This is a genomic window from Vibrio sp. Vb1554, assembly GCF_033344235.1.
On sequence record NZ_JAWPOJ010000002.1, the window covers coordinates 196,994 to 222,909 of the forward strand.

Here is a 25,916-nt window from a genome sequence, read left to right on the forward strand (position 1 = left end):
TGAGCTAATAAACAAACCCGACACGATCGGCCGGGTTATATATTAAGCCTTAATTAAGCGGTTTGTGATTCTGGCTTTTTATTCGTTTTTAACGCAAACATCGCGATAACGAGTAACACAAATGGAAGAACATACAAATTAAGATTCTGCCAACCTACGGTAGACTCAAGCCAACCAGATAGTAATGCGGTGATGGTGACACAACTGAACACGAAGAATTCATTAAACGCTTGAGCCTTGCTTCTGTTTTTCGCTTCATAGCTTTGACTAAACAGCCCGGTTGCTGCGATAAACATAAAGTTCCACCCTATTCCTAACAGGATTAAAGCAAGACTAAAATGCCAGATAGACACTCCATGTATATTAATTCCAATACAAGCAACAAATAGCAATCCACCCGCCAAAATCATATTCTTAGCGCCAAACCGCTCTATCAGACGGCCCGTGACAAACGCAGGTGCAAACATACCCAACACGTGCCATTCGATCACTCCCGCCGCTTTATCAAAATCAAAGCCACAACCAATCATCGCTAAAGGAGTTGCTGTCATTAAAATGTTCATCACCGCGTACGCAACCATTGCCGCGATAACGGCCAGCATGAAATTAGGTCGACGAATAATCAGTCTCAGCTTATCCGCCTTAGCGTGTAGCGCCTGCGTGTGTGCAGGTGGAAAACGAATGGTTTGTAGCACAACCAACGCGGTTATATAAAGCACGACAAGCACAGCAAATGCACTAATGTATAAGCCATCACCTGACCACTGCTGTGAGTACACCGCCAAATTAGGTCCAAGGATCGCCGCTAACACCCCACCCGCCATAGATATCGAAATCGCCCTATGCCTTGCCGACTCTTCACACACTTCAATGGCAGCAAACCTGTATAGAGTACCGAAACCTATACCAACACCAAGCAAAAACGTAGACATGCAGAACAGATAGAAGTTTTGTTGACTTAATGCATACGTCGCTAGACTAGCACCCAAAATGCCAATGACATTACCAAGGCTAAAACCAAGGCGACGCCCTAACTTGCCCATAATTAGCGACGCGGGAATTGTCGCGGCCATCAGTCCCAAAAACTGCAGTGCAACTGGTAATGTGATAAAACTTGATGACGGCGCAAGTGTTTTGCCAATAAGGGCAATAACAGATATGAGTAAAATATTCCCTGTCATTAATAAGGCTTGGCAGAGGGATAGAAGCCATACATTACGATTCAATTCCAAATTCCTTTTGGTTACAACGTATACAGATAACATATAGGAAAGCAGAAACAATAGAAAGATATGAGAGTAATTCTCAACAAAAAGAGCCAGAGGCATAGTACCTCTGGCTCTTCACTATTCACTTTACGCTTTTAAAAAGTTTTTCTGTTGAGCTTACTTGTTGCGGCGCGCTTTTACTGCATCAGAAAGCTGACGAAGTACCGTTTCCGTATCTTCCCAACCAATACATGCATCAGTAATCGACTGACCATAAGTGGCTGCTTTGCCATCCACTAAGTCTTGGCGACCTTCAACTAAATGAGACTCGATCATCACACCAAAAATGGCTTCTTCGCCAGCAGAGATTTGTTCGGATACATCATCAGACACCAGCATTTGACGCTTGAACTGCTTCGAGCTGTTAGCATGGCTAAAATCAATCATCACTTTTTTCGGCAGACCTGCGGTGTCCAGCTCATCTTTAATTTGAGCTACATGTGCTGCACTGTAGTTTGGTTCTTTACCGCCACGTAGAATAATATGGCAGTCTGGATTACCAGCGGTTTCTACGATCGCGGAATGACCGTATTTTGTTACTGAAAGGAAGTGATGGGAAGCGCTTGCAGAACGAATCGCGTCGCTCGCTATTTTAATATTCCCGTCTGTACCGTTTTTGAAACCTACAGGACAAGAAAGACCAGAAGCTAGCTCGCGGTGAACCTGAGATTCTGTCGTACGAGCACCGATAGCGCCCCAACTGATCAAATCCGCCACGTACTGAGGTGTGATCATATCTAAGAATTCACTTGCCGTTGGCAAGCCCATATCGGTTAGATCAAGAAGAAGTTTACGTCCGATACGTAGACCATCATTTAGCTTATAGGTGTCATTTAAGTAAGGGTCATTGATAAGGCCTTTCCAACCAACGGTCGTACGCGGCTTTTCAAAATAAACTCGCATAACAACCTCAAGCTGCTCGCCCAGTTCATCACGTAATACTTTTAGCTTTTTACCGTACTCAACCGCGGCAGCCGGATCGTGAATAGAACACGGGCCAACGATCACGAGTAATCGATCGTCTTTTCCTTCAAGAATATTGTGAATGGCGTTACGGCAATCAAAAGTGGTCGAAGAAGCGGTTTCAGTCGCTGGGAACTTCTCTAATACTGCAACAGGTGGCAATAACTCTTTTACTCTATTTATTCTTACATCATCAGTTTGAAACATTACTTCTACTTCCTGGTTTTATTTCCGACCTCATTTTTACCAACTGAACTCATTGCAACATTGTTCACAAAGCGAGCAGCATCAAGGGCTGTGGTCATTTTCTGTCTAGCGTTTAAGTAACTTATCGGCTTAGGCGTAGACTTGCAATCAGTTTTTGCAAATAAATGCAAATAAAAACCACCTGTTAACCACCGCGCACAATGTAAAGTAAAGTTTACGAAAAAAAGTTCAAAATAATCATCAATTTTCTTATGCACCAAAAAATCTTTACTACAATGTAAGAAATATCAGAAGTTTGTGAGGTATTTTTGGGTAGTAAATGTTGATCAAGTTCAAATATATTGTTGCTTGATATGAAATGATTAGAATATTAAACTAATTTCTTATAAACGCTGGTTTTTTCTAATTTTTTGATAAAACGAAGTAGAAGTTAATATGCAATCAATACAAGGAAACATTATGAACAAAGTAGCAATTGCAGTAGCAGCAGTGGTAGCTGGTAGTAGCGCGCTTTTAAACTCTGCTCAAGCTGAAATGTACATCGGGGGCAAAGTGGGCATGACTACACTTGACGACGCTTGCTATCTAAATAGCCCTTGTGATGATGAAGCGTTCGGTGCAGGACTACATATCGGTTATGACTTTACCGATATCATTGGGCTAGAGTACGGCGTAGACTTCTTAGGCGACTACAAAGCTAACTCGATGTCAGGGGCTAACACGGTTAATACGATTGACGGCAATCTAACGGCTTTAACACTTGCACCTAAATTCAACTGGCACTTAAACGACTCTTGGAATCTGTTTGCTAAGATCGGTGGTGCTTACATGATGTCTGATGACGAAACAGACTTTGTCCCAACAGGTTCTTTGGGGGCTGAATACTCGATCGATAGAAACTGGAGTGTTCGCGCTGAATACCAACGCTACCAAGACATGTCTGACGACGTGTGGGACGACATGGATGCTAACTTCTTTGGTATCGGTGTTAACTACAAATTCGCAGCAGCTCCAGTTGTTGCAGCAGTTGTAACGGAAGAAGTGATCGAGCCAGATCCAGAACCAGTGATGATGAGCAAGGTGCACAAAGAAGAGTACGGTACAGGTACGTTTGAATTCGATAGTGCTAAGTTAACAGATTCCGTTTCTGAACGTCTGGACAACTTTGTTTCATTCTTGAACGAATATCCTCAAGCTCAAGTAGAGATTACTGGTTACACGGATAGCTCAGGCCCTGCGGCATACAACCAAAAACTGTCTGAGCGTCGTGCTCAATCTGTTGCTGATTACCTAACCGCAGCTGGCATTGGTTCAGATCGTTTGACAGTTAAAGGTATGGGTGAAGAAAACCCAGTTGCTGACAACAGCACTCGCGAAGGTCGTGAGAAAAACCGTCGCGTAGAAGTTGTGGTACCTTCATTTGAATACCAAGAGCTAGTTCAGCCTGAATAAGCATCTATGATTCATGATCGATGATGTGGTAAAAATTAATGGGGTGCATTTGCACCCCGTTTTGATCTCATATTAAGGGATATTGCCACTATGGTTTTGGGAAAAAGATCAACTCATTATCTTGCACCATAACGCAATCCATACCAGCTGCATGCGCCGCTCGCTTCCCCAGCTCAGTATCCTCGAACACAAGACACTGTGACGCCTCCAAGTCGAGTTGTTCCGCGGCCACCAAAAAGGTATCTGGAAAGGGTTTATGGTTCTCTACATCACTCGCGGTTACTACAACATCCAACTTGTCTAATAAACCTGCATGACTTAATAAGCGCATGGCACTTTCTCGTTGGCTGCCAGTCCCGACTGCAATTTTCTTATGGCCTAAATATTCCTCTAACACGATGTTCGTGCAAGGAATAACGTCACCATGAAGCTCCATAGCAGCGAATGTTTCCATTTTAAATGTCGCGACAGTTTTAGGATCTAACGAAAGCTCATGCACACGATTTAGTTCCTCAACAATTTTAAAGCTCGGCATCCCTCCCAAACTGTGAAACCATTCCTGGCAAAACGGAAAATCAAAACGCTCAGCAGTTGCTTGCCAAGCTGCCAAGTGGGCTGGCATGGTATCGATTAGAGTACCATCCATATCAAATATGAATCCCTCATAGGGTCTAAAATCAATCGTGCTCATGTCTTTTCTTCTATTTGTGCATCTGTAATGTTAATTTATCAGCTCTTTCAATCGTCCTTACCGGCATTTACTTATCATGCTCAAAATTTCGAACTCCGTCACAATTCAAGAGTGGGAAATTCAATTATCCCCAATTAGAGCTCAAGGAAATGGTGGCCAGAACGTTAACAAGGTAGCGTCCGCTATACACCTGCGCTTTGATATCCGGCATTCAAGCTTACCTGACTTTTACAAAGAGCGATTACTTGCACTTTCTGATAGTCGTATAAGTAAAGATGGCGTGATCATCATCAAAGCGCAACAATTTCGGACACAAGAACAAAATAAGGAAGACGCCCTAAATCGGCTTCAAGCATTGATAAAAGCTGCCGCTTTACAGGAGAAGAAGCGTATGAAAACGAAACCAACCCGCGCTTCTCAACGCCGACGACTTGATACAAAAAACAAGCACGGAGCGAAAAAACAGCAACGTAAAAAAGTGCTGTATTAGTGCATGTCGTTTTCTCGACATGTTAGTTGAACAACGTTTGCTAGCCCTTGGAAATCTCATTGGATTTCTCTTTTTAGTTACTTATTCAGGAAACAACAATATGACTATTAGGCAAAAACTCTACTTCCTCGGAGTTATCGCCATTTTAGGCATCGTGGCCCTTTTGGGTACGTCATCCCATTTTGAAAATAAGAGCAATGACCTTAATCACGCCATCAAACTCGTTGGTGATCTAGAAATACGCTTACTCAACTTACGCAGAAATGAAAAAGATTTCCTACTACGTAGTAATGACAAATATCTAAATAAGTTTGACGCCAATGTTGACAAGTTTATAGACACAGAAAAAGAGCTTGCGAATATACTCAAGAGTAATGAATTACCTTCCAGTCAACAATTTAAGCAAGACTTGCTCGCATACCAAAGGGGCTTTCAGAATCTGGTCAGCGCTTACCAACGATACGGGCTTGATTCAAAGAGTGGGCTTCTCGCTGGTTACGAACAAGCACTATTAGAAGCAAAACAACGTTCAGACCACCAGCAGTTATTGGCATTAGTCCGTTTTGACTCTGCGGTAAAAGCAGGACTATTCAATAGTGACTTGCTTGAGGGGCAATATGCTCCTGAGCTTATCAAAACAGGTAAGCAATTGGCGGCCCAAAAGCAAGTTGTTGGGGTTGCTTATGACAAAGGCCTACTCGGTGAAACTCGCGCATTATCTCATGCCGTAGAAGAGCAATTTGAAACCTTTTCCACAGCCCTTAGCTCTGCTGCCGCACAACGTGATGAACAAATGTCGACCATCAAGCAGGTCATTACAGCTCTGATCTTAGTCGTTATTTTCGCATTGATTTGGCAAATTTCACGTTCAATCAATACGCGAGTGGATAGCTTACTTGGCACCATTCGAAGTATCAGCGAAACGAACAACATGGGACTTCGATCTGATTTGAAAGGTCAAGACGAGCTATTTGATATCAGTCATCACCTCAATGACCTATTGGATAAGCTTGAGCATCTAATTAGTAGTACCCAAGAAAAATCGGCGCAACTCACTGCAAGTACCGATAATATGCATCGTGAGTTAGAAGGCGTTATGGAGCAATTCCACACTCAAACTGACCACACTGCATCAATGGCGACGGCAGTTCAGCAAATGGTTGCCACAATAGGTGAAATCTCTGAAAGCACATCAGTTGCGGTAGAAGGCGTTCATCAGGCAGCGAATAATGCCGAACAAGGTCGAGGAGTTGTTGAGGCGACGGTAACCAACATCGGTCAACTAACCACGATTTTATCAAACAGCCAGCAGTCGATTGGCTCGCTGAATCAGCATGTAGATAAAATTGGTGGTGCCGTGAACATCATCCAAGAGATTGCAGAGCAAACCAACCTACTAGCTCTCAACGCAGCAATTGAAGCCGCGCGAGCAGGCGAACAAGGCCGCGGGTTTGCAGTTGTTGCCGATGAAGTACGCGCCCTAGCTAGCCGAACTCATCAATCCACAGAGGAAATCACGCGGGTAGTTGCAGATATTCAAACTCAAATGTCTACAGTTGTTGCTGATATTGATCAATGTAACGATCAAGGGCAACAAACACTTAATGCTTCTGAAAAACTGGATTCTAGCCTACAGCAGATCATCACTGACATGCATTCAATTCAAGGTAATTCGGAGCGCATAGCTTCAGCAATTGAAGAACAAGGTATCGTTATGAACCAAGTTAGCGGTTCAATCACCGAGCTAAACGCAATATCTGAGAATAACATGCAATCCGCTCAGGAATGCTTGCATGAAGTGAACTCTGTCTCTGCTCAAGCTCATGATATGGATGAAGCCGTTGCACAATTCAAAACTGCGCTAAAATAACCCTTTTCAAAATAGAAAGCCCGAGGCAATCATTGCTTCGGGCTTTTTTCAATTGTCACTTCGTGCTTACTGCGCACTTCGGATGTGATTACTCATCATCAAGAGGAACCAGCTTGGTGTTGCCGCCATGAACTTTCTCACGCTGTCTTTGCACCAGAGCGTAGAAGCCTGGGATCAAGAATGTACCTGCTAGAAGCACACACAATAGACCACCAATCAGCGACACGCCGAGTGAGTTTTGACTCACGTGCCCCGCGCCAGCGGCAAAGATAAGCGGGAAGATACCTAGGATAAATGACCAAGATGTCATATTCACAGCGCGGAAACGTAACGTGCCTCCTTTAACCGCTGCACTATCGATATCAGCATCTTTTTCTTCACGCTCTTGCTTGGCGAACTCCACAATCAAAATTGCGTTTTTCGCCGCCAAGGCTATGAGCAAGACAAGACCAATTTGGGCATACAAGTTAAGCGGCGTGCCAGTTAGATTTAACGCAAGGAAGGAACCTAACGTGGCTACTGGGACCACCAAAATAATAGCCAGTGGAATACTCCAACTTTCATACTGAGCCACCATAAACAAGTAAATGAAGATCAAAGCCAGCGCAAACGCATAAATGGCTTGGTTGCCCGCAAGCACTTCCTGATAAGCCATACCTGTCCATTCATACGTGTATCCTTGTGGAAGAACTTCAGCAGCAACGCGTTCCATTGCGGCAATCGCATCACCACTAGAGTAACCCGGAGCTGGTTGGCCTTGAATGATAGCACTGCGGTACATGTTGTAACGCCATGCCACATCAGGCTCAAACACTTGCTCGTAGCTCACTAGCGTACTTAACGGGACCATATCACCGTTCGAAGAACGAACATGGAAACGCTCTAGATCTTCCATGCTGCTACGGTGCTGGCTATCAGCTTGCATGGTTACGCGGAAGTTCTTACCAAACATGGTGAAGTCATTCACATAAAGCGAACCTAAGTTGCCTTGCAAGGTTTGAAAAATAGACGACAGCGAAATACCTAATTGCTGCGCTTTCTCACGATCGATATCAACGTAGTAGTGCGGAACATTCGCGCGGAACGTGCTAAACGTGTAGGCAATTTCAGGCGCTTGGTTGGCCGCTTGGATCATTTCTCCCATGACCATCGACAAATCGGTACGACTTCGCCCTAGCGTGTCTTCAAGCACAAACTCAAAACCAGACGCAGCGCCCATACCAGGAACCGCTGGTGGTCCCATCGCAAAAACAACCGCTTGAGGTAACTCTGTCGCCGCTCGACCGTTAATACGTGCCGCGATAGCATTAGCAGAGTGCTCTCCTTGCAGCGAGTTACGAGTATCCCAATCATGCAATTTGATAAATACAGAAGCACCGTTTGATGCTGCTGCGCCTGTCATAAACGAGTAACCGTTCGCAACCGTCACACCATCCACACCAGGTTCTTCACCGATCATCTTCATTAAATCATTGGTGACTTCTTCAGTGCGTGATAAAGAGGCTGAATCTGGTAGCTGTACGTTAACCAGCAAAATGCCTTTATCTTCTTGAGGAACAAACGCTGTAGAGGTGGTTTTCGCAAAGAAAGTGACCGCTGCGATAGCAACTATAAAGAACGTCACGAGCAGTAAAGACTTCTTCACCAAGAAACCAGCGATCTGGCCATAACGCGTAGTGATGCGCTCTAAGCCTCGGTTGAAAGCCTGGAACCAGTTAGCGGTATTGCCCCCACCCTGCTTCAATACCAGAGAACAAAGTGCTGGAGACAGCGTCAATGCATTGATGGATGAAATCACAACCGAAATACAGATGGTCAAAGCGAACTGGCGATACATGATACCGGTGATACCTGGCAGCATGGCGACGGGTATGAATACCGCAAGTAGAACCAAGGTCGACGTGATGATTGGTCCCGTTACTTCTTTCATCGCTAGCAACGTCGCTTTACGCGGTGAAATGCTTGGGTCTTTCGCCATGGTAGTATCGACGTTTTCGATAACCAGAATCGCATCGTCCACCACGATACCAATCGCAAGGATCAAGCCAAACAAAGTAACCGTATTAATGGTGAAGCCCGTTGCCTGCATGATGGCAAACGTACCAATCAGAGAAACGGGGATCGCGACAACAGGAATCAACGTTGCACGCGCACTACCCAAGAACAAGTAAGTTACAGCAATCACCAATAGAATCGCTTCAATCAGTGTTTTTACTACCCCTTTGATCGATTCAGATACGAACACGGTTGTATCGTAGCTGGTCTCGTATTCCATTCCCTCTGGGAAGTTTTTGCTCAAGCCTTCAAGGAGCTCCATGACGGCCTGACCACTTTCTAACGCATTCGCATCCGATTGAAGAGACAACGCAACGATTGACGCGTCCTGGCCACGGAACTTACCGTTACCATCGTAGAACTTTTTGCCTAGTTCAACGCGAGCAACATCTTTCAGATAAACCGTAGAGCCATTGGGATTAGCTCGAAGGACTACGTTCTCAAACTCACTCACGCTTTCCAAGCGACCTTTGGTCACAAGGTTAAACTGAACTTCTTGCGGATTGTTGTATGGTGCTGCACCTACACGCCCTGCCGCAACTTGAACGTTCTGTTCAGCCAAAGCGGCGTATACGTCTGACGTGGTTAGCTTAAGGTTGGCCATTTTTTCAGGATCTAACCAAACACGCATTGCGTATTCGCCACCACCAATCACGTTAACTTCACTGATACCTTTCGCACGAGCCAACTGATCTTTTACATTCAAGTTAATGTAGTTAATCAAGAACTGATCATCGTATTTGCCATCAGGTGAATAGAAGTTAAGTACCATCAGCAAGTCAGGTGAACGCTTTTTCACCGTCACACCAACCATGCGAACTTCTTGAGGCAGTTTTGACTCAATCTGTGACACGCGGTTTTGCACGTTAACTTGCGCCATATCTGGATCGGTGCCAACATCGAACGTGACGTTTAGGCTGTAAGAGCCATCGTTCGCGCTCTTTGAAGACATGTATATCATATCCTCAACGCCGTTGACTGAGGTCTCTATGGGGTCCGCAATGGCCTGCTCGACAACTTCCGCACTCGCGCCAGTGTAGTAAGCCGAAACGCTTACTGATGGCGGGCTTATCTGTGGGTACTCAGCCACTGGCAAAATCGCCAGTGAGATCGCGCCGGCTAGCGTTAATATGATCGAAATAACCAGCGCGAATTTAGGTCTCTGAATAAAGAAACGACTTAACATAGTGCCCCCCTACTGCTTATCTTCAGCAGGTGCTTGAAGGCGCACTTCTACACCATTACGCACACGTTGTAGGCCTTGTGTAATAACCGTATCTTCCTGATCGAGCCCTTCTCGAATGATAATGCCTTGTTCAACCTGAGGGCCAAGCTCGACGTTACGACGCACTGCCACACTTCCCTCAGCCATCACCATCACAAAGTCACCTTCTAAGTCAGTCTGTACGGCACGTCGTGGGATAACAATAACGTCTTTCGTGTTCTTATCTCTCAAGTTCACTTTGATGTGTTGACCCGGAAGTAACTTCTGCTCTGGGTTTGGCACTAGCGCGCGCATAGCAATCGTACCCGTTTTGGTGTCAATACGATTACCTAAGAAATCAAGCTTACCAAGATGCTCAAAAAACTGTCCATTTTCCAGTTCAAGCTGAACTTCAACGCGGTTTGATTCAGCCGAGCCATCACCTTTTACTTGATCCATACCCATAGCTAAACGCTCACGCTCACTCACACTAAATGAGGTATGAACTGGATCTAAACTCACCAGAGTTGTCAGCACGCCAGATGATGGAGAAACCAGATCACCCGTACTCACTTTGGTATCACTAATACGTCCGCTAAAAGGTGCTCGGATTTGAGTATAGGAAAGGTTAACTTCAGCAAGTTTAAGTTGAGCATTTGCCGCTTCTAGCTCTGCTCTCGCACCAAGAAGTGCCGCAGTTAAAGCATCAAACTCAGATTGAGAGATACTACCGCGAGGCAACAAGTTTTTACCTCGAGTATGATCTAATTCGGCTTTTTTTAGCGCCGCTTTAGCTTGTGCAAGTGCGGCTTTAGCACTCGCGACTTGGGCTTCAAAAGAAGATGGCTCGATAGAGTAAAGGAGCTGCCCTTTTTCTACCATTTGCCCCTCTTCAAAGTGACGAGCTTTTAAGTAGCCAGAAATCTGCGCGGTAATATTGGTATCTTCTACTGCTTCAATGCGACCGATATAAGACTTGCTCGGTTGGTAGTCGATAACCGTGACATCCTGAGTCACTACGAGAGGCGCTTGACCTTTCGTTTGGGCATTATTAGCTTCCCCGCATCCAGCGAGGATTGCTGTAGCCGCCATTAGTGCGACAAGTGGTTTCTTTTGCATGTATTTACCGTCTTTATAGAACAGGATATTGTTGAATTCCTATCAACCTTACTCCTTGCTGCCACTGAAAACTTCACTGAAAAGCGCCCAAGGTGTTTCTAAATGTAAACATGAGAAACAAAAGGAAAATAAAGTAATTTAGTTAACAGTGGTATTCAATGAGCAATATACATACAACTCAATCATAACTATTTAATATACGCCTTAGGAGATCGCGAATTTTAGCGTGTGCTTGGAAACACTAACGGGAGTATTGTATTCGGGCGTAAAGTGAGATTCAGTGCTCAAGATAAGAACGTTTTGTGGCTAAAAAGGTAAAAAGTGACGCCTTCATACTCAAGACCCCGATTTTGACTATTTTTTTAATGTAAATGGGTTATCATTCAATTAATTCAACGCCTTCGACAGAGAGGATGACTATGATTTCTAAATGGGCGAAACGCTTTTACCAGATGGCAGAACTAGTGGCGTCTTGGAGTAAGGACCCATCAACACAAGTCGGTGCCGTTATTACTAAACAGAATCGCATTGTATCTGTTGGATTTAATGGCTATCCACATGGTGTTTCTGACAGTGTCGACACCGATGAGCGCGAGTTGAAATACCTTAAAACACTGCACGCGGAAGAGAACGCAATTTTGTTCTCAAAACGTGACTTAGACGGATGTGATATTTGGGTAACGCATTTTCCTTGCCCTAACTGCGCGGCAAAGATCATTCAAACAGGGATCTCACACGTACACTGCCCTGAGCAGTCTGAAGACTTTTTATCTCGCTGGGGAGATAAAATCCAAGTCAGTCAAGATATGTTCGATCAAGCGGGTGTGAAAGTCGACTGGTTACCACTAGAAGACATTGAAATTGAAGACAAAGACGTGCGCTAGTATTCCATCTTAATATTTAAATAGCCCAGGAAGATCTGGGCTATTTTGTTATTAAATCTGCAAGAGGTCTCGACGTAGTCTTTTAACTGTGTTTTTTCGCTGTGAGCTCAGCAATTTTGACAATAACGAGTACTGATTTTTCCATCATTTCAACAGAAATAAACTCATGAATTCCGTGGAAGTTAAAACCACCGGTGAAGATATTCGGGCACGGCAAACCCATAAAAGATAAACGAGCACCATCTGTACCACCACGAATAGGTTTTATAATCGGTTCCACATCACACGCTTCCATCGCTTGCTTTGCCAGCTCAATGATATGAGGGTAAGGCTCAACCATTTCTCTCATATTGTAATAGCTGTCTTTTATTTTTAGTTCTACAGAACCATGGCGTAAACCCGTGTTCATTTCATCGACGAGTTTCTGCATAAAGGCTTTTCGCTCCTCAAGCCTTTGACGGTCAAAGTCTCTAATAATGTAACCGAGCTCGCTTCGTGCAACGCCCATTTCTGCCGATTTTAGATGGAAGAACCCTTCGTAACCTTCGGTTGTTTCCGGAGTTTGATCTTGGGGCATTTGAACTTGAAATTTCGCAGCCAAGTTCATCGCATTGACCATTTTGCCTTTTGCAGTACCTGGATGAACGCTAACTCCATGAAAAATTACATCAGCGTTTGCTGCATTAAAGTTTTCGTATTCCAATTCACCTTGCGGGCCACCATCTATAGTGTATGCCCATTTCGCGCCAAATTTTTTAACATCAAACAAATCTGCACCACGACCGATTTCTTCATCCGGAGTAAAGCCGATACAAATGTCGCCGTGTGGAATGTCTGGGTTTTCCAGTAGCAGAGCTACCGCGGAAAGAATCTCTGCGATACCGGCTTTGTTATCCGCGCCAAGTAATGTAGTGCCATCGGTAGTAATAAGATTGTGGCCATGTAGGTGATGTAAATCTGGGTATTGCACGGGAGATAACACTTCATACCCCAACCCTAATGCAATATCGCCACCCTGGTAATCTTCGATGAATTGCGGCTTTACGTTTTTGCCAGATGCATCCGGCGCGGTATCCATATGGGCAATGAAGCCGATAGGAGGAACCTCATAGTCAATATTGGCTGGCAGTTTAGCCATCAAATAGCCATTTTTATCCAAAGTCACGTCACTTAAACCAAGCTCGATCATCTCTTTTTTAAGTAACTCAGCAAACACAAGCTGACCAGGTGAACTTGGGCAAAGCGTCACATGTGGATTGGATTGGGTATCAAACGTGACGTATCGAAGAAATCTTTCAACTAAATGTTTCATATTTATTCTCATTGTTTTGTACGATGAGGCCTTCGCATTGATAAGCTGACGTTGCCTCATCAAACCTCACGCTATGTTACGCTCTTAGCTCAATAAGAATTTGCTTTGAATCATTTTTTGATAAGAAAGGCTTTTGCGCTTTGCTTCCGCTCATTGAAGCATGAATTTAATCTAAAAGTTCCTCTGCCAGTACTCGCCACTCTTTAACCTTTTCACGAAAATGACGCCATTGCTTATCGGTCATCGAACGAGAAACATCTAATGTCAGTTGATCAACCAATGCAAAGTTAGAGTCAATATTCAGAGAAAGCTGCTCACTATAATAACTCTCTGGCTCGAACAAGAGTCGCATAAATATATCTTGATAAGTCACAACATTAGATTTGTTGTCGAACAAGTATTCGAGCTCTTGATATACCGTGGCTCGATAATCTCTCCATAAAGGGCTGTTTAAAATAACTTGCTGAGAAAATGTTTGAGCTAATTGACGCTGATTTCCTGATAGATTCCCTAGCCATTCTTCCATCCACTCTTCAGTGTTATCCAGAATAATTTCACGCACTTCGTCTTCTGTCTTATCGGCATATTTTGCGTTTCGCTCTTGATAGTGTTCTTGTACATTACTCAAAAACTCGCGTTCTTGCTCTTTCGTTAATTGCAAACTTAACGCAAAAAGATCTGGTGCTGCTTTGCTGACCACTCTATCGTAATGCGCTCGCATTCTATCTCGATTTTGTTGTAAGTAATTTAAGGTGATATCGCTCGCTTTTAATCTCTCAAGGTCTTTTAGATGTTCGATATATAATGGTAACTCCTCTTTCTTGTGCCAGTCTGCCAACAGTAATAAGCGCTCTTCCACTAGGACTTCTTGTTCCCCTTGCAACGAGATATAGTCCTCTAAGTAATCGAGCACGAACCAATCGATATTGCTGTATAAAAACTTTTTCGCACAACCGGCAAGCAGAAATACGAAACAAAATAGAAGGCCATAACGAAGCGCCTTATTAGATACATCCTTTAATTTAGTCACTTATTCGTATTCCCTTTTCTGTTGATTAAGTTCTATACTCAACCTGTATCACTTAGTTTAGTATTGCGGCAAACTTACACCAGTGTGACAAATATTGATTGCCACCTTAATAATATATAGAGTTTGAAATTAACTTTTTGATCACAGCTATCCGCAAAAAAGTGAGTTAGAGCGCAATTATCGGCTAAAAAACGTACCGAACGACGCTCCCTATAACGGCATATAATTTGCATGGATGTTTTTTGGATGGTTTATGGAGGCGAAGTATGGCAGCCGCTGAGCAACTTGATACCAGTGTAGAATATGAGATTCGATATTTTGAACAGGGGAAAATGCACTGCATGAGAGTCATTGCTGAAAGCAAAAAAGTGGCTTATCAGTACTATTTGGAGTGTGGTAAGCACAACAGTGACTTGTACTCTATTCGCCCAGACAAGTAAAAAAACCGCCTGTTAGGCGGTTTTTTTACTTGTCAAAATCAATATAACTATTTGATTTTATTTATCATTACAGATTCAAATCCAACAATGTTATTTGATGTCGCCAAAGCGCTCAAGATAAAGGACGGTTGCTGCAGTACGAGAAGGAACTTGAAGCTTTTTAAGTAAACTCTTCATATGTACTTTAACCGTAGACTCAGAGATAAAAAGACGATCGGCAATTTGCTTGTTGCGGAAACCTCTTGCCACCTCTCTTAAGATCTGCGATTCACGATCGGTCAGTGTATCAAACACGTCCTCTTGCTCTGAACGTTCACTCAAATACTTAGAAACTTCTTGGCTGTATGCCTTGTCCCCTTGGTGCGCTTGTTTTAGCAACTCAACCAACTCATCGGGCTCAGTGTCTTTCAATAAATAGCCATCGGCACCACTTCGAACTATTGCTTCGATATCTGCTGGGCTATCTGAAACGGTTAGAATGACAATTCTGGCTTCACAGCCATCTGCACGCAGTGCTTGCAAAGTATCAAGGCCAGACATGCCTTTCATATTAAGATCAAGAAGTACAAGATCCAGTTCCAGCTCATGCGCTTTCGCTACTGCATCCGCGCCATTACTTGCTTCTGCAATAACCTCAAACTCAGGCTCAAAGCTTAAAAGCTGGTGGATACCTCTTCGCATGAGTGGATGATCATCCACCAGCATTACTTTACACACTGTCACTGTTTACTTCCTTACTATGTTGGAATTCTAATTTTACGGTACAACCTTTGTTTATCGATGCTTCGATGTGAAGATCGGCATGCAGTCTAGCGGCCCGCTCTTGCATGATACTCATACCGTAATGATTTAATTTTTCGTCTTGATGTTCAAAGCCTATTCCATCGTCGCTAACGGTTACTGTGACTTTTCCATCATTATCGAGGCATTGAATGTGAATATTATCTGCTTGCGCATGTTTGATAGCATTAATTGCCGCTTCTCTTATCAACTGTAGTAAATGAACCTGCTGATGTGCATCCAGTTCAGTTGATGAAAGTCTATTTTTTAGCGTAATGTCCGCAGCAGTTTGTTCACTGAGCGTTTCAACCATGTCTTGCAATGCTTGGCCAAAACTGCCCTCTTTAATCGTAAGACGAAACGTCGTCAGTAACTCGCGTAACTGCGTATAAGCCGCAGATAAGCCCGTATCTAGCTCAGCAATAACTTGATTAGCCTGCGCGATCGCCTTTTCGTCAGGCAAGTTCTTTACGCTTCTCTTTAACAAAGCGACCTGAATTTTTAAGTAAGAGAGTGCTTGAGCCAATGAATCATGCAACTCCCGAGCAATAGTGGCTCGCTCTTCCATCAGCAGAATTTGTTCTGCTTGGCGCTGCGCCCGATTGTAATACACGGCGCGTGATAAAATCTGCACGAAGTTGTCAATAAGAGCCTCGTTCGGACAAGGTAACCCTGCTTTCCAATATAAATAACCCAAGTGCTCACCATCTAGCATCAGGGCTTTACCGTGGCAATCTTCATCACAATCTTGGCAGCATTCTTCTCCTTCCATCAATATCCAGCTCGGTTCTCCCAGCTGCTCGATTTCAAGTTTGACCGCTTTAATGCCCTCAAGACTGACGATATGTTGCAAAATCGCCTGGAAATTGTCTTGATTAATACGCGACGCCGTGAGTTCTTTTGACGAGTCATACAGCACCTCTAAAGACTGGTTGGCATGCTGCAATTTACGTGTTTTCTCATCAACCGCTTGTTCTAATCCTCGGTACAACTTACCAAGGTCTGTCGCCATCCGATTAAAGGTTCGAGTCAGTATTCCCATTTCATTATCGCTAGATACATTGAGCGATATATTGAATGAGCGATTTTTAATTTGCTCGCTAGCAAAAACTAAGGCACGCAGAGGCCGAACAACTTCGAGGCGCACAAAATGAACGACAAACATACTGACACAAAGAATGCCACCCAACCCTAACCCACCAATCCAGGCTAAGTTAATCAGTTTTTGCTCCGAAAAGCTTTGTAGCTTAAATACAAACTCATCGATTTGTTCAACAAAACCGGCCACTAGGAGTTGATATTCTGCCGGGTTGTCTCCTCTAAGCACCGCCTTGAGTTCATGCCATCTGATAATAAGACGGTAGTAATCGTGAGTGATGTCTTCTGGCACAGACCAATGCTGAAGCGCTTTCATTGAAGGTGAATATATCGAATGTTCAAATGCGTCAATATGTGAAGAATAGTCAACAGATTTAACCTGAATATCATTCGCCAGACGGTAGCTTTGCATTCGCATCGAGCCAGCAACATTGACGGCTTCAGCATCGTTCAAACTGGACGCTAACGTAAAAATCGCAAAACCAGTCGTAGCGACTGAGAGCAGCAAAATAAGAAGCATCGCGGACGCAATCGTGCGCGTCACTGACTTTTTCACATTTTTAAACAATCTGAGTTCCTCGCCCATTAACAATCCTATTTGTACGGGCAATGAACCCATTACCTTTCAACTTTATCAATATGTGATCACCTGCGACGGAATTTATTGATCCAAAACAATATTGCATACCATTTACCCCCTAAGAGGTATTTATACAAATATGTCAAAAACTACAATTTCGTTAGTTTAAATGACAGTTTATTAATGAAAATTGTGGACTATGCTTAGTTTGGGTTCCAAGTTTCGAGGTGACTAAGTGGTAGACCTTTCCAGAAGAAGACTCTTTGCAAGAAAAGCGCACCCCGACAACGCCGTACGTTTGCCTTGGTTAACTAAACCGCAACAGTTTACGGACGATTGCACTCGCTGCGGTAAATGCATTGAGGCCTGTGAAACAAAGATTATAACCAAAAGTGATGGCGGATTCCCCTCGGTCGATTTTTCCATCGATGAATGCACATTTTGCTATCAATGTGCAAACGCCTGTCCTGAGCCCCTTTTCTTGCCAAAAACAGAACAACCTTGGCAAGCAAAAGCAAGTATCAACGATAACTGCTTAGCAAAACAAAATGTCGAATGCCGAAGCTGTGGGGATATGTGCGACCCGATGGCAATTCAGTTCAAATTAGAACTGGGGAAAGTAGCACAACCCAATTTAGACCTTGATGAGTGTAACGGCTGCGGCGCCTGTGTTTCAGTGTGCCCGACTTCATCCATCAATGTGAGCAATATAACAGCCTAAGCCGAATGTCGTCGGCCAAAGGCAATAAAAATAAATGAGAGAGCTATATGTCACTAAATGAAGTGCATATTTCAAGTTTGGTAGTACATGTGCTGCCGGAACATTTGGACGAAATCAAACAAAAGATAGAAGCACACGAAAATGCGGAAATCTATGGTGACAGTCCTGAAGGCAAGATTATCGTCGTACTTGAAACTGAGAACCAAGGTTTCATCACAGACACTATCGATGCCATTAACAATTTACCGAACGTCTTAAGCACGGTATTGGTTTATCACCAAATCGAAACTGGGCTTGAAGAAACGGATGAAGAAGACACTGGAACACAACATTCCCAAATCGAGGGTGAAGTATGAAAATGACAAGACGTGCGTTTGTGAAAGCAAACGCGGCTGCATCAGCTGCTGCTGTCGCAGGTGTGACACTACCAGCATCTGCAGCCAACCTGATTGCAAGCTCTGATCAAACCAAAATCACATGGGACAAAGCACCTTGTCGTTTCTGTGGTACAGGCTGTTCTGTTCTTGTTGGCACTCAAAACGGCAAAGTGGTAGCAACACAGGGTGACCCAGAAGCACCAGTAAACAAAGGTCTGAACTGTATCAAAGGTTACTTCCTTTCTAAGATCATGTACGGTCAAGACCGTCTAACTCAACCGATGCTACGAATGAAAGATGGCAAATTCCACAAAGATGGTGAATTTACACCTATCTCTTGGGATGACGCTTTCGACATCATGGCTGAGAAATGGAAAGCTTCCCTCGAGAAAAAAGGCCCAACAAGCGTAGGTATGTTTGGCTCAGGCCAATGGACAGTAATGGAAGGCTACGCTGCGTCAAAGTTAATGAAAGCAGGCTTCCGATCAAACAACATTGATCCAAACGCTCGTCACTGTATGGCTTCTGCCGTTGTAGGTTTCATGCGCGCATTCGGTATCGATGAGCCAATGGGTTGTTACGATGACTTCGAGAACGCAGACGCTTTCGTTCTTTGGGGCTCAAACATGGCAGAGATGCACCCGGTTCTATGGACTCGCATTACTGACCGCCGCCTAAGCCACCCTCACGTTAAAGTGAACGTGCTTTCTACTTACTACCATCGTTCATTTGAGTTGGCAGACCACGGCTACATTTTCAATCCTCAGTCTGACCTTGCAATTGCTAACTTCATCGCAAACTACATCATCGAAAACGATGCAGTAAACTGGGACTTCGTGAACAAACACACGAACTTCACTCAAGCAGACACTGACATCGGCTACGGTCTACGTGACGATGATCCGCTACAAAAAGCAGCGAAGAACCCGAACTCTGGCAAACTCACTTCTATCTCATTCGAAGAGTACAAGAAATCAGTAGCGCCATACACAGTAGAGAAAGCATCTGAAATCTCTGGTGTTGAGAAAGAGAAGCTTATCGAGCTTGCGAAGCAATACGCGGATCCAAACACGAAAGTGATGTCTCTATGGACAATGGGCATGAACCAGCATACTCGTGGTGTATGGATGAATAACTTGGTTTACAACATCCACCTACTAACCGGTAAGATCTCGACTCCGGGGAACAGTCCATTCTCACTAACGGGCCAACCATCAGCATGTGGTACCGCTCGTGAGGTTGGTACGTTTGCTCACCGCCTACCAGCGGACATGGTGGTTGCTAACCCTAAACACCGTAAGATTGCAGAAGACATCTGGAAACTGCCAGAAGGTACGATTCCACCAAAACCTGGCTTCCACGCCGTATTGCAAGACCGTATGCTGAATGACGGCGTTCTGAACTGTTACTGGGTTCAATGTAACAACAACATGCAAGCCGGTCCAAACATCAACACAGAACGTCTTCCAGGTTACCGCAACCCAGAAAACTTCATCGTTGTGTCTGACCCATACCCGACAGCAACAGCACAAGCAGCAGACCTTATTCTTCCTACCGCAATGTGGATTGAAAAAGAAGGTGCTTACGGTAACGCAGAGCGTCGTACTCAAGCTTGGTACCAACAAGTGGGCACAGTCGGTCAAGCAAAATCCGACCTGTGGCAGCTAATGGAGTTCTCGAAACGCTTCAAAATGGAAGAAGTGTGGCCTGAAGAGCTTCTAGCGAAAGCGCCTCAATACCGTGGTAAAACAATGTACGACGTACTTTACCGCAATGGTAACGTCGACAAATTCCCTATCGAAGAAGCTCGTGAACTGAATGACGATGCTCACCACTTCGGTTTCTATGTTCAAAAAGGTCTGTTTGAGGAATACGCAACATTTGGCCGTGGTCACGGGCATGATTTGGCTCCATACGACCGCTACCATCAAGTACGTGGTCTACGTTGGCCTGTTGTTGATGGTAAAGAAACACAGTGGCGCTTTAAAGAAGGTTCAGACCCATACGCAAAAGAAGGTTCTGGTTGGGACTTCTACGGCAATGCTGATGGCAAAGCGAAGATCATTTCCGCGCCATACGAAGCGCCACCAGAAGTACCGAACGATGAATTTGATATGTGGTTATGTACTGGTCGTGTTCTTGAGCATTGGCACACAGGCACCATGACTCGTCGTGTACCTGAATTATACAAAGCAGTACCAGACGCAGTGTGTTACATGCACCCAGAAGACGCAAAAGCACGCAATGTTCGTCGTGGTGAAGAAGTACTCATGGCAAACAAACGCGGTGAAGTACGCGTTCGTGTTGAAACTCGCGGTCGTAACCGTCCGCCAAAAGGTTTGGTATTCGTACCGTTCTTTGATGCACGTATTTTGATTAACAAGCTTATCCTAGATGCGACTGATCCACTGTCTAAACAGACAGACTTTAAGAAGTGCCCAGTCAAAATCACTAAGATTGCTTAACCTTCAGATACTGAATGCTACGGCCGTCATTATGGCGGCCTAATAAAGAATTTAAGCCATAAAGGCGGAGATGAAATGATGAAAAAATTACTTGTCGCAGTTTTATCTGTAGGTGCGTTAGTGACAGGCATTGCGCAAGCTGAGTTGGATAATCCTGGTGGTATTGGTGGTCTAGAATCTTTACGTGGAATGTCTCAATTGGAAGATACGCGTCCAGCAGACGAGTTCAAAGACTTCCCTAAAGATCAAATCGTTGAAGACAGCTATGTTTATCAACCACCGTTGATCCCACACAGCATTCGTCACTACGAAATTTCGTTAAATGCTAACAAGTGTCTTGCATGTCATAGCTGGAAAAATGCAAAAGAGTCAGGTGCGACTAAAATTAGCGTAACGCACTATGTAAACAGAGAAGATGCGGTACTGGCAGATATGTCTCCTCGTCGTTACTTCTGTTTGCAATGTCACGTTCCACAAACGGATGCAAAACCACTAGTGGAAAACGAGTTTAAGGCAGTCGATTCGCTTCAGTAATTGAAACGCGAGTACTAAGAGGTTACTTATGAAAATACTTAAAGCGTTTTGGAAGAGACTGTCGAGCCCGAGTAAAGCTGCCGCTGGTGTGGTTTTATTTCTAGGCTTCGCTGGTGGCCTTCTATTTTGGGGCGCATTCAACACAGGTATGGAAGCAACCAACACAGAAGAATTCTGTTCTGGCTGTCACGCGCCGATCGTTGCTGAAATTCAAGAAACAATTCACTACTCCAACCGTTCTGGTGTTCGTGCGATTTGTTCAGACTGTCACGTTCCTCATGAATGGACGGATAAGATCGTTCGTAAAGTACAGGCATCTAAAGAGCTATTTGCACACTTCGTAACGAAGACGATCGATACGCCAGAGAAGTTCCAAGAGCGTCGTGGACACCTCGCAGAGCGAGAGTGGGCACGTATGAAAAAGAATGACTCTCTTGAATGTCGTAACTGTCATGAGTTTGATTTCATGGATTACTCTCAGCAAGGATCACGTGCGGCAGAACAGCACTCCACCGCTCTAGCCTCAGGCGAGAAAACATGTGTAGACTGTCACAAAGGTATTGCGCACAAACTACCAGACATGAGCGGCGTTGAAGGCTGGCACTAAGGAGACTTACCATGAGTACATTAGAATCTGTAATTTGGCATATCCTTGGCTACAGTGCTATGCCAGTGATTATTCTTTCCGGCTTTGTGGCGGTAGCAGCAATCTCTCTCTGGCTGCTGTCATTTGGTAAGGATAAAGAGGTGTAACGTAACGCATCTCTACTCGTCAACTAGCCTATTTGTTGACACTGAGCGCCGAGCAAATGCTCGGCGCTTTTTATTTATTGCTCAATGGTACTTGCCAACAATAAACAAGCAATCATACATAAAAAAAGCGACCATAAAGGCCGCTAAGATTTACTGCTATAGGGAGTTGTTTAAGATTCTTTTACTGGCAGAACCTGTTTGACGTATTGTCCTGGCGCTTCATCAATAACCGGATGGTTTTCTGAGCCAATAGGGAAAGGCTCAACTTGCTCTTTAGGGTTGAATTGGAGTAACCACTCGTTCCAGTGTGTCCACCACGATCCCTCTCTGTGTTCCGCGTTATTCAACCACTCATCAGCAGAGTCATCCAAATTATCGTTCAACCAATAGCCATACTTATTTTTAGCTGGAGGGTTCACGATGCCCGCAATATGACCAGACTCACCGAGGACAAACGTTTTGTTACCACCCGTGTTCAGCGCACCACGGTAAGTTCCCTGCCATAACGCAATGTGGTCTTCTTTCGTTGACACAAAATAGCTAGGAATTTTGATCTTATTTAGATCAATCCACACTCCACCAATTTTGACGCCTTTATCTTGCACCAGCTTGTTCTCTAAATAGAGCTCGCGAAGCAAGAAATTGTGAGATGCAGCGCTGACGTTGGTGCTATCGCTATTCCAGTACAACAAGTCGAAATCAACCGGACTGTTACCCTTCAAGTAATTGTCGACGTAGTAGTTCCAGTACAAGCTGTTTTCACGCAGTAAACTAAACGTCACGCTTAAGGAACGGCCGTCCATATACCCTTTTGCGTTATTTTGCGCTTCAATTGCACTAACAATGGTGTCATTGATATACGCGCCGACTTCACCTGGTTGAGAGAAGTCGAGCAACGTGGTGAAGAAAGTGGCAGACTTAATGCGCTTCTTCATACGTTTTGCAGCGTAGTAGGCAACCGTGCTTGCTAAAACAGTACCACCGATACAATAACCAGCAGCATTGATTTGCTCTTGTCCTGTTATATCTTCAATTGCAGCGACGGCTTTCACTACGCCTTCTGTCACGTAGTCACCAAACTCTATGTGCGCTTGTGCCTTGCCTGGATTGCGCCAAGACATCATAAATACACTATGCCCCTGCTCTAACAACCATCGAACCATTGAGTTCTTTGCTGTTAAATCAAGGATGTAGTATTTATTGATGAAAGGTGGGACGATGAGCAGCGGCGTCGCATTCACTTTCTCTGTTAGAGGTCGATATTGAATCAACTCAAACAATTCGTTTTGAAAAACCACATTGCCCTGTGTCGTCGCAACGTCATCGCCCACGCGGAATGCATTGTTATTCGTCATACGAATTTTTAAAATGTCTGCGCTCGACTCAACGTCTTCTTTCAACTGCTCTAAGCCTGCCAGTAAGTTTTGACCGTTTTGCTCAAGTGTCAGCTTCAAAAGCTCTGGGTTAGTGGCGATGAAGTTGGAAGGAGAAAGGGCGTTAATGGCTTGGCGAGAGAAAAAAATAATACGTTCTTTCGTCTTTTCATCTAAGCCTTCCAAAGACTCGATGGTGTCCAGATAGGTCTTACTAAATAAAAGGTAGGATTGTTTGATGAAGCTATACATGGCTTCATTTTGCCACGCTTCGTTTGAGAAACGCTTATCCCCTTTTTCAGCTTCGACGATTTGTGCTTGGTTCCCTGCCAATGCAACATTCTGCCAAATTTGCAGCTGCTGTTCCCACCACTGTGCTTGCAGCTTTAAAATCGCAGCAGGCTGATTCGCAGCTTGTTCGAACAGTTTGGCAGTATCCTCAAAGTTCACTTCTTGCATGGCCTTGTTTAAAGGAGAGTTCACGACTGCCTTGTTCACTTCGACATCATGCCACCACTGATGATTGGTTTCCTGAAGCTTCACAAGATAGTCCGAAAAGAAGTGTTGAAACATAGTCTTACTCCTATATTCGGAAAAAACAACGCCGCCCAAATCTAGGGGCGGCGAGAATCGGACAAATTACGCTGGAGTAACAGTCTTTAGATTTTCCGAAGTCATTTTCTCAACGTCTTCTTTGAACTCTTTTGCAATCGCTTGAAGCTTGTTGCTGTCATCCATCATTTGTTGAGAAAGTTTAGTAAGTACGCTTAGTTGCTGACTGTTGAAAGCAGTCAATGACGTTACGTCTTTGATTTCTGTCGCTGCTTTCATCTGGTTTAGACCCACTTCACTGTATGTGCGAATGGCGTTCAATTGAAGCTCGGTCAACACTTCTACGTTTTTTGTCACTAGCTTGTTGAACTTCAAGTAAGGTTCTAGATTTTTTTCAGTTTGATCGCTAAATGTTTTGAAGAAATCTGTGTACATGGTTTGTCTCCTAGAGAAAGAATTAAAAATGTCCGTTTAAATAATTACTTAACTGTCTTTACAACCACAGCCGTGCCCATGCCGCCGCCCACACAAAGTGAAGCAACGCCATATTGACCATTTTGCTTATGAAGCTCGTGAACCAGCGTGACTAAGATTCGGTTTCCAGATGCACCAAGCGGGTGTCCTAGCGCGATAGCACCACCGTTAAAGTTCGCTTTATCTCGAATCGCGTTAACTGGAACTTGGTTTGTTTCCGCCAACTGATGAATCACGCCAAGTGCTTGCGCTGCAAATGCTTCGTTTAACTCGTAAACGTCGATATCATTTACTGTGAGTTCTGCGTTTTCGAGTGCTTTATTGACCGACTCAACAGGACCTAGGCCCATGATCTTCGGATCAAGACCCGATTGCGCATAGCTTACGATCTCAGCAAGCGGCGTTAATCCATGCTTTAACTGCGCTTTCAGACGCCACGATAATCGCACTCGCGCCATCGTTAATACCTGATGCATTACCCGCAGTCACAGTGCCTTCGCGGTCAAAAGCAGGACGTAGCTTGCTTAAGGCTTCCATTGTCGCGTTCGCTTTTGGGTATTCATCCGTATCAAACATCACGGTTTCACGGCGTTGCTTTACTTCCACTGGCACAATTTCGTCTTGAAATTTGCCAGCTTCGATAGCGGCTACCGCTTTCTGTTGGCTAGACAGCGCGTATTCGTCTTGCTGCTGGCGAGTTAAGCCGATTTGTTTTGCGACGTTTTCTGCCGTCACACCCATGTGATATTGGTTGTAAACATCGGTTAAACCGTCCGCTACGAGCAGATCTTTTAGCTCCAGATTGCCCATTTTGTTGCCATCACGAATGCTGCTTGGTGCGGCAAACGGAATCTGAGACATGACTTCAACACCCGCTGCAACAACGATCTCAGCATCGCCACTACGGATATGGGACACGGCATCCATGACCGTTTTCATGCCACTACCGCAAACCATGTTTACGCCATATGCAGGAACAGATTCAGGAATCCCCGCAAACAGTGCCGCTTGGCGGCCAACACCCATTCCTTGACCTGCACCAACAACGTTGCCAACAATCACTTCGTCAACCTTGTCGCCAGGCAACTTTGCCGCTTCCAACGCGCCCTTAATCGCTACTGCTGCCAGATCGCCAGCAGAAGTATTTTTCAGGCTACCACCAAAAGCACCAATTGGAGTACGCTTCGCCGCTACGATAAATACTTTTTCCATCATCTTCTCTCC

The 25,916-nt window shown here is 44.4% G+C and carries 22 protein-coding genes and 1 pseudogene; 11 read left to right on the plus strand and 12 right to left on the minus strand.

Annotation, left to right across the window (positions count from 1 at the left end):
• Nucleotides 1-53 precede the first annotated feature (53 nt).
• Both R8N28_RS02755 and aroG read right to left on the minus strand, forming a co-directional pair.
• Nucleotides 54-1,226, minus strand: a complete 1,173-nt coding sequence (locus R8N28_RS02755; protein WP_025767923.1) for an MFS transporter — start codon at nt 1,224-1,226, stop codon at nt 54-56.
• A 159-nt stretch (nt 1,227-1,385) separates the two neighbouring features.
• Complete coding sequence (aroG, locus tag R8N28_RS02760; protein ID WP_017635200.1) at nt 1,386-2,438, minus strand: 3-deoxy-7-phosphoheptulonate synthase AroG; 1,053 nt, start codon at nt 2,436-2,438, stop codon at nt 1,386-1,388.
• A 459-nt stretch (nt 2,439-2,897) separates the two neighbouring features.
• Between aroG and R8N28_RS02765 the strand changes: the two genes are divergently transcribed.
• Entirely contained in the window at nt 2,898-3,890 is a 993-nt protein-coding gene (locus R8N28_RS02765) for an OmpA family protein (protein WP_017635198.1), read from the plus strand.
• A gap of 88 nt (nt 3,891-3,978) precedes the next feature.
• On the opposite strand, the gene R8N28_RS02770 is transcribed toward R8N28_RS02765, so the two are convergent.
• Nucleotides 3,979-4,581, minus strand: a complete 603-nt coding sequence (locus R8N28_RS02770; RefSeq protein ID WP_017819896.1) for a beta-phosphoglucomutase family hydrolase — start codon at nt 4,579-4,581, stop codon at nt 3,979-3,981.
• 76 nt (nt 4,582-4,657) lie between these two features.
• On the opposite strand from R8N28_RS02770, the gene arfB reads away from it, so the two are divergent.
• Entirely contained in the window at nt 4,658-5,071 is a 414-nt protein-coding gene (gene arfB / locus R8N28_RS02775; protein ID WP_065275189.1) for an alternative ribosome rescue aminoacyl-tRNA hydrolase ArfB, read from the plus strand.
• Nucleotides 5,072-5,171: 100 nt separating this feature from the next.
• Nucleotides 5,172-6,941 (plus strand): methyl-accepting chemotaxis protein, encoded by a 1,770-nt coding sequence (locus tag R8N28_RS02780; protein ID WP_262635369.1) that lies wholly within the window; start codon nt 5,172-5,174, stop codon nt 6,939-6,941.
• 88 nt (nt 6,942-7,029) lie between these two features.
• On the opposite strand, the gene vmeZ is transcribed toward R8N28_RS02780, so the two are convergent.
• Nucleotides 7,030-10,182, minus strand: a complete 3,153-nt coding sequence (gene vmeZ / locus R8N28_RS02785; RefSeq protein ID WP_005373507.1) for a multidrug efflux RND transporter permease subunit VmeZ — start codon at nt 10,180-10,182, stop codon at nt 7,030-7,032.
• Between the two features lie 9 nt (nt 10,183-10,191).
• The gene (gene vmeY, locus R8N28_RS02790; protein ID WP_005389044.1) at nt 10,192-11,319 is read right to left on the minus strand and encodes a multidrug efflux RND transporter periplasmic adaptor subunit VmeY; all 1,128 of its coding nucleotides are present in this window, start codon (nt 11,317-11,319) and stop codon (nt 10,192-10,194) included.
• A gap of 419 nt (nt 11,320-11,738) precedes the next feature.
• On the opposite strand from vmeY, the gene R8N28_RS02795 reads away from it, so the two are divergent.
• Nucleotides 11,739-12,203 (plus strand): dCMP deaminase family protein, encoded by a 465-nt coding sequence (locus R8N28_RS02795; RefSeq protein ID WP_005373515.1) that lies wholly within the window; start codon nt 11,739-11,741, stop codon nt 12,201-12,203.
• A gap of 82 nt (nt 12,204-12,285) precedes the next feature.
• Here R8N28_RS02795 and pepT read toward each other — a convergent pair whose 3' ends face one another.
• Nucleotides 12,286-13,515, minus strand: a complete 1,230-nt coding sequence (pepT, locus tag R8N28_RS02800) for a peptidase T (RefSeq protein WP_065275188.1) — start codon at nt 13,513-13,515, stop codon at nt 12,286-12,288.
• 166 nt (nt 13,516-13,681) lie between these two features.
• Nucleotides 13,682-14,545: a DUF6279 family lipoprotein gene (locus R8N28_RS02805; protein WP_065275187.1), complete on the minus strand. Its 864-nt coding sequence runs from the start codon at nt 14,543-14,545 to the stop codon at nt 13,682-13,684.
• Between the two features lie 266 nt (nt 14,546-14,811).
• On the opposite strand from R8N28_RS02805, the gene R8N28_RS02810 reads away from it, so the two are divergent.
• Complete coding sequence (locus tag R8N28_RS02810; protein WP_005373524.1) at nt 14,812-14,985, plus strand: hypothetical protein; 174 nt, start codon at nt 14,812-14,814, stop codon at nt 14,983-14,985.
• A 90-nt stretch (nt 14,986-15,075) separates the two neighbouring features.
• Here R8N28_RS02810 and R8N28_RS02815 read toward each other — a convergent pair whose 3' ends face one another.
• Both R8N28_RS02815 and narQ read right to left on the minus strand, forming a co-directional pair.
• Entirely contained in the window at nt 15,076-15,690 is a 615-nt protein-coding gene (locus tag R8N28_RS02815; RefSeq protein ID WP_031777156.1) for a response regulator, read from the minus strand.
• Between the two features lie 4 nt (nt 15,691-15,694).
• Nucleotides 15,695-17,431, minus strand: a complete 1,737-nt coding sequence (narQ, locus tag R8N28_RS02820; RefSeq protein WP_025767926.1) for a nitrate/nitrite two-component system sensor histidine kinase NarQ — start codon at nt 17,429-17,431, stop codon at nt 15,695-15,697.
• 247 nt (nt 17,432-17,678) lie between these two features.
• Here narQ and napF point away from each other — a divergent pair, with 247 nt between their 5' ends.
• From napF to R8N28_RS02850, 6 genes are all read left to right on the plus strand, one after another.
• Nucleotides 17,679-18,164: a ferredoxin-type protein NapF gene (gene napF, locus R8N28_RS02825; RefSeq protein ID WP_082240183.1), complete on the plus strand. Its 486-nt coding sequence runs from the start codon at nt 17,679-17,681 to the stop codon at nt 18,162-18,164.
• 47 nt (nt 18,165-18,211) lie between these two features.
• Nucleotides 18,212-18,520, plus strand: coding sequence for a chaperone NapD (locus R8N28_RS02830; protein WP_005373535.1), 309 nt, complete (start codon nt 18,212-18,214; stop codon nt 18,518-18,520).
• Nucleotides 18,517-21,006 (plus strand): periplasmic nitrate reductase subunit alpha, encoded by a 2,490-nt coding sequence (gene napA, locus R8N28_RS02835; protein WP_005389060.1) that lies wholly within the window; start codon nt 18,517-18,519, stop codon nt 21,004-21,006. The genes R8N28_RS02830 and napA overlap by 4 nt, the downstream gene beginning before the upstream one ends.
• A 78-nt stretch (nt 21,007-21,084) precedes the next feature.
• Nucleotides 21,085-21,540 carry a nitrate reductase cytochrome c-type subunit gene (locus tag R8N28_RS02840; RefSeq protein ID WP_005389061.1) on the plus strand — a complete coding sequence of 152 codons (456 nt, stop codon included), beginning with the start codon at nt 21,085-21,087 and terminating at the stop codon, nt 21,538-21,540.
• A gap of 28 nt (nt 21,541-21,568) precedes the next feature.
• Nucleotides 21,569-22,147, plus strand: coding sequence for a NapC/NirT family cytochrome c (locus R8N28_RS02845; protein ID WP_005373542.1), 579 nt, complete (start codon nt 21,569-21,571; stop codon nt 22,145-22,147).
• A gap of 11 nt (nt 22,148-22,158) precedes the next feature.
• Complete coding sequence (locus R8N28_RS02850) at nt 22,159-22,293, plus strand: TIGR02808 family protein (protein WP_005373546.1); 135 nt, start codon at nt 22,159-22,161, stop codon at nt 22,291-22,293.
• Between the two features lie 170 nt (nt 22,294-22,463).
• On the opposite strand, the gene phaC is transcribed toward R8N28_RS02850, so the two are convergent.
• The 3 genes and pseudogenes from phaC to R8N28_RS02865 all read right to left on the minus strand — a co-directional run bounded on the left by phaC (nt 22,464) and on the right by R8N28_RS02865 (nt 25,904).
• Nucleotides 22,464-24,239 (minus strand): class I poly(R)-hydroxyalkanoic acid synthase, encoded by a 1,776-nt coding sequence (phaC, locus tag R8N28_RS02855; RefSeq protein WP_065275186.1) that lies wholly within the window; start codon nt 24,237-24,239, stop codon nt 22,464-22,466.
• Nucleotides 24,240-24,305: 66 nt separating this feature from the next.
• A complete protein-coding gene (locus tag R8N28_RS02860) occupies nt 24,306-24,653 on the minus strand; it encodes a phasin family protein (protein WP_005373550.1) in 348 nt (115 codons plus the stop codon).
• Between the two features lie 44 nt (nt 24,654-24,697).
• Nucleotides 24,698-25,904, minus strand: a pseudogene (locus R8N28_RS02865) (acetyl-CoA C-acetyltransferase).
• Nucleotides 25,905-25,916: the final 12 nt, after the last annotated feature.

Coding starts and splice junctions, on each gene's coding strand:
- aroG (WP_017635200.1), bottom strand. CDS start 2,438: ATGTTTCAAACTGATGATGTAAGAATAAATAGAGTAAAAGAGTTATTG.
- R8N28_RS02765 (WP_017635198.1), top strand. CDS start 2,898: ATGAACAAAGTAGCAATTGCAGTAGCAGCAGTGGTAGCTGGTAGTAGC.
- R8N28_RS02770 (WP_017819896.1), bottom strand. CDS start 4,581: ATGAGCACGATTGATTTTAGACCCTATGAGGGATTCATATTTGATATG.
- arfB (WP_065275189.1), top strand. CDS start 4,658: ATGCTCAAAATTTCGAACTCCGTCACAATTCAAGAGTGGGAAATTCAA.
- R8N28_RS02780 (WP_262635369.1), top strand. CDS start 5,172: ATGACTATTAGGCAAAAACTCTACTTCCTCGGAGTTATCGCCATTTTA.
- vmeZ (WP_005373507.1), bottom strand. CDS start 10,182: ATGTTAAGTCGTTTCTTTATTCAGAGACCTAAATTCGCGCTGGTTATT.
- vmeY (WP_005389044.1), bottom strand. CDS start 11,319: ATGCAAAAGAAACCACTTGTCGCACTAATGGCGGCTACAGCAATCCTC.
- R8N28_RS02795 (WP_005373515.1), top strand. CDS start 11,739: ATGATTTCTAAATGGGCGAAACGCTTTTACCAGATGGCAGAACTAGTG.
- pepT (WP_065275188.1), bottom strand. CDS start 13,515: ATGAAACATTTAGTTGAAAGATTTCTTCGATACGTCACGTTTGATACC.
- R8N28_RS02810 (WP_005373524.1), top strand. CDS start 14,812: ATGGCAGCCGCTGAGCAACTTGATACCAGTGTAGAATATGAGATTCGA.
- R8N28_RS02815 (WP_031777156.1), bottom strand. CDS start 15,690: ATGCTGGTGGATGATCATCCACTCATGCGAAGAGGTATCCACCAGCTT.
- R8N28_RS02830 (WP_005373535.1), top strand. CDS start 18,212: ATGTCACTAAATGAAGTGCATATTTCAAGTTTGGTAGTACATGTGCTG.
- napA (WP_005389060.1), top strand. CDS start 18,517: ATGAAAATGACAAGACGTGCGTTTGTGAAAGCAAACGCGGCTGCATCA.
- R8N28_RS02840 (WP_005389061.1), top strand. CDS start 21,085: ATGAAAAAATTACTTGTCGCAGTTTTATCTGTAGGTGCGTTAGTGACA.
- R8N28_RS02845 (WP_005373542.1), top strand. CDS start 21,569: ATGAAAATACTTAAAGCGTTTTGGAAGAGACTGTCGAGCCCGAGTAAA.
- R8N28_RS02850 (WP_005373546.1), top strand. CDS start 22,159: ATGAGTACATTAGAATCTGTAATTTGGCATATCCTTGGCTACAGTGCT.
- phaC (WP_065275186.1), bottom strand. CDS start 24,239: ATGTTTCAACACTTCTTTTCGGACTATCTTGTGAAGCTTCAGGAAACC.
- R8N28_RS02860 (WP_005373550.1), bottom strand. CDS start 24,653: ATGTACACAGATTTCTTCAAAACATTTAGCGATCAAACTGAAAAAAAT.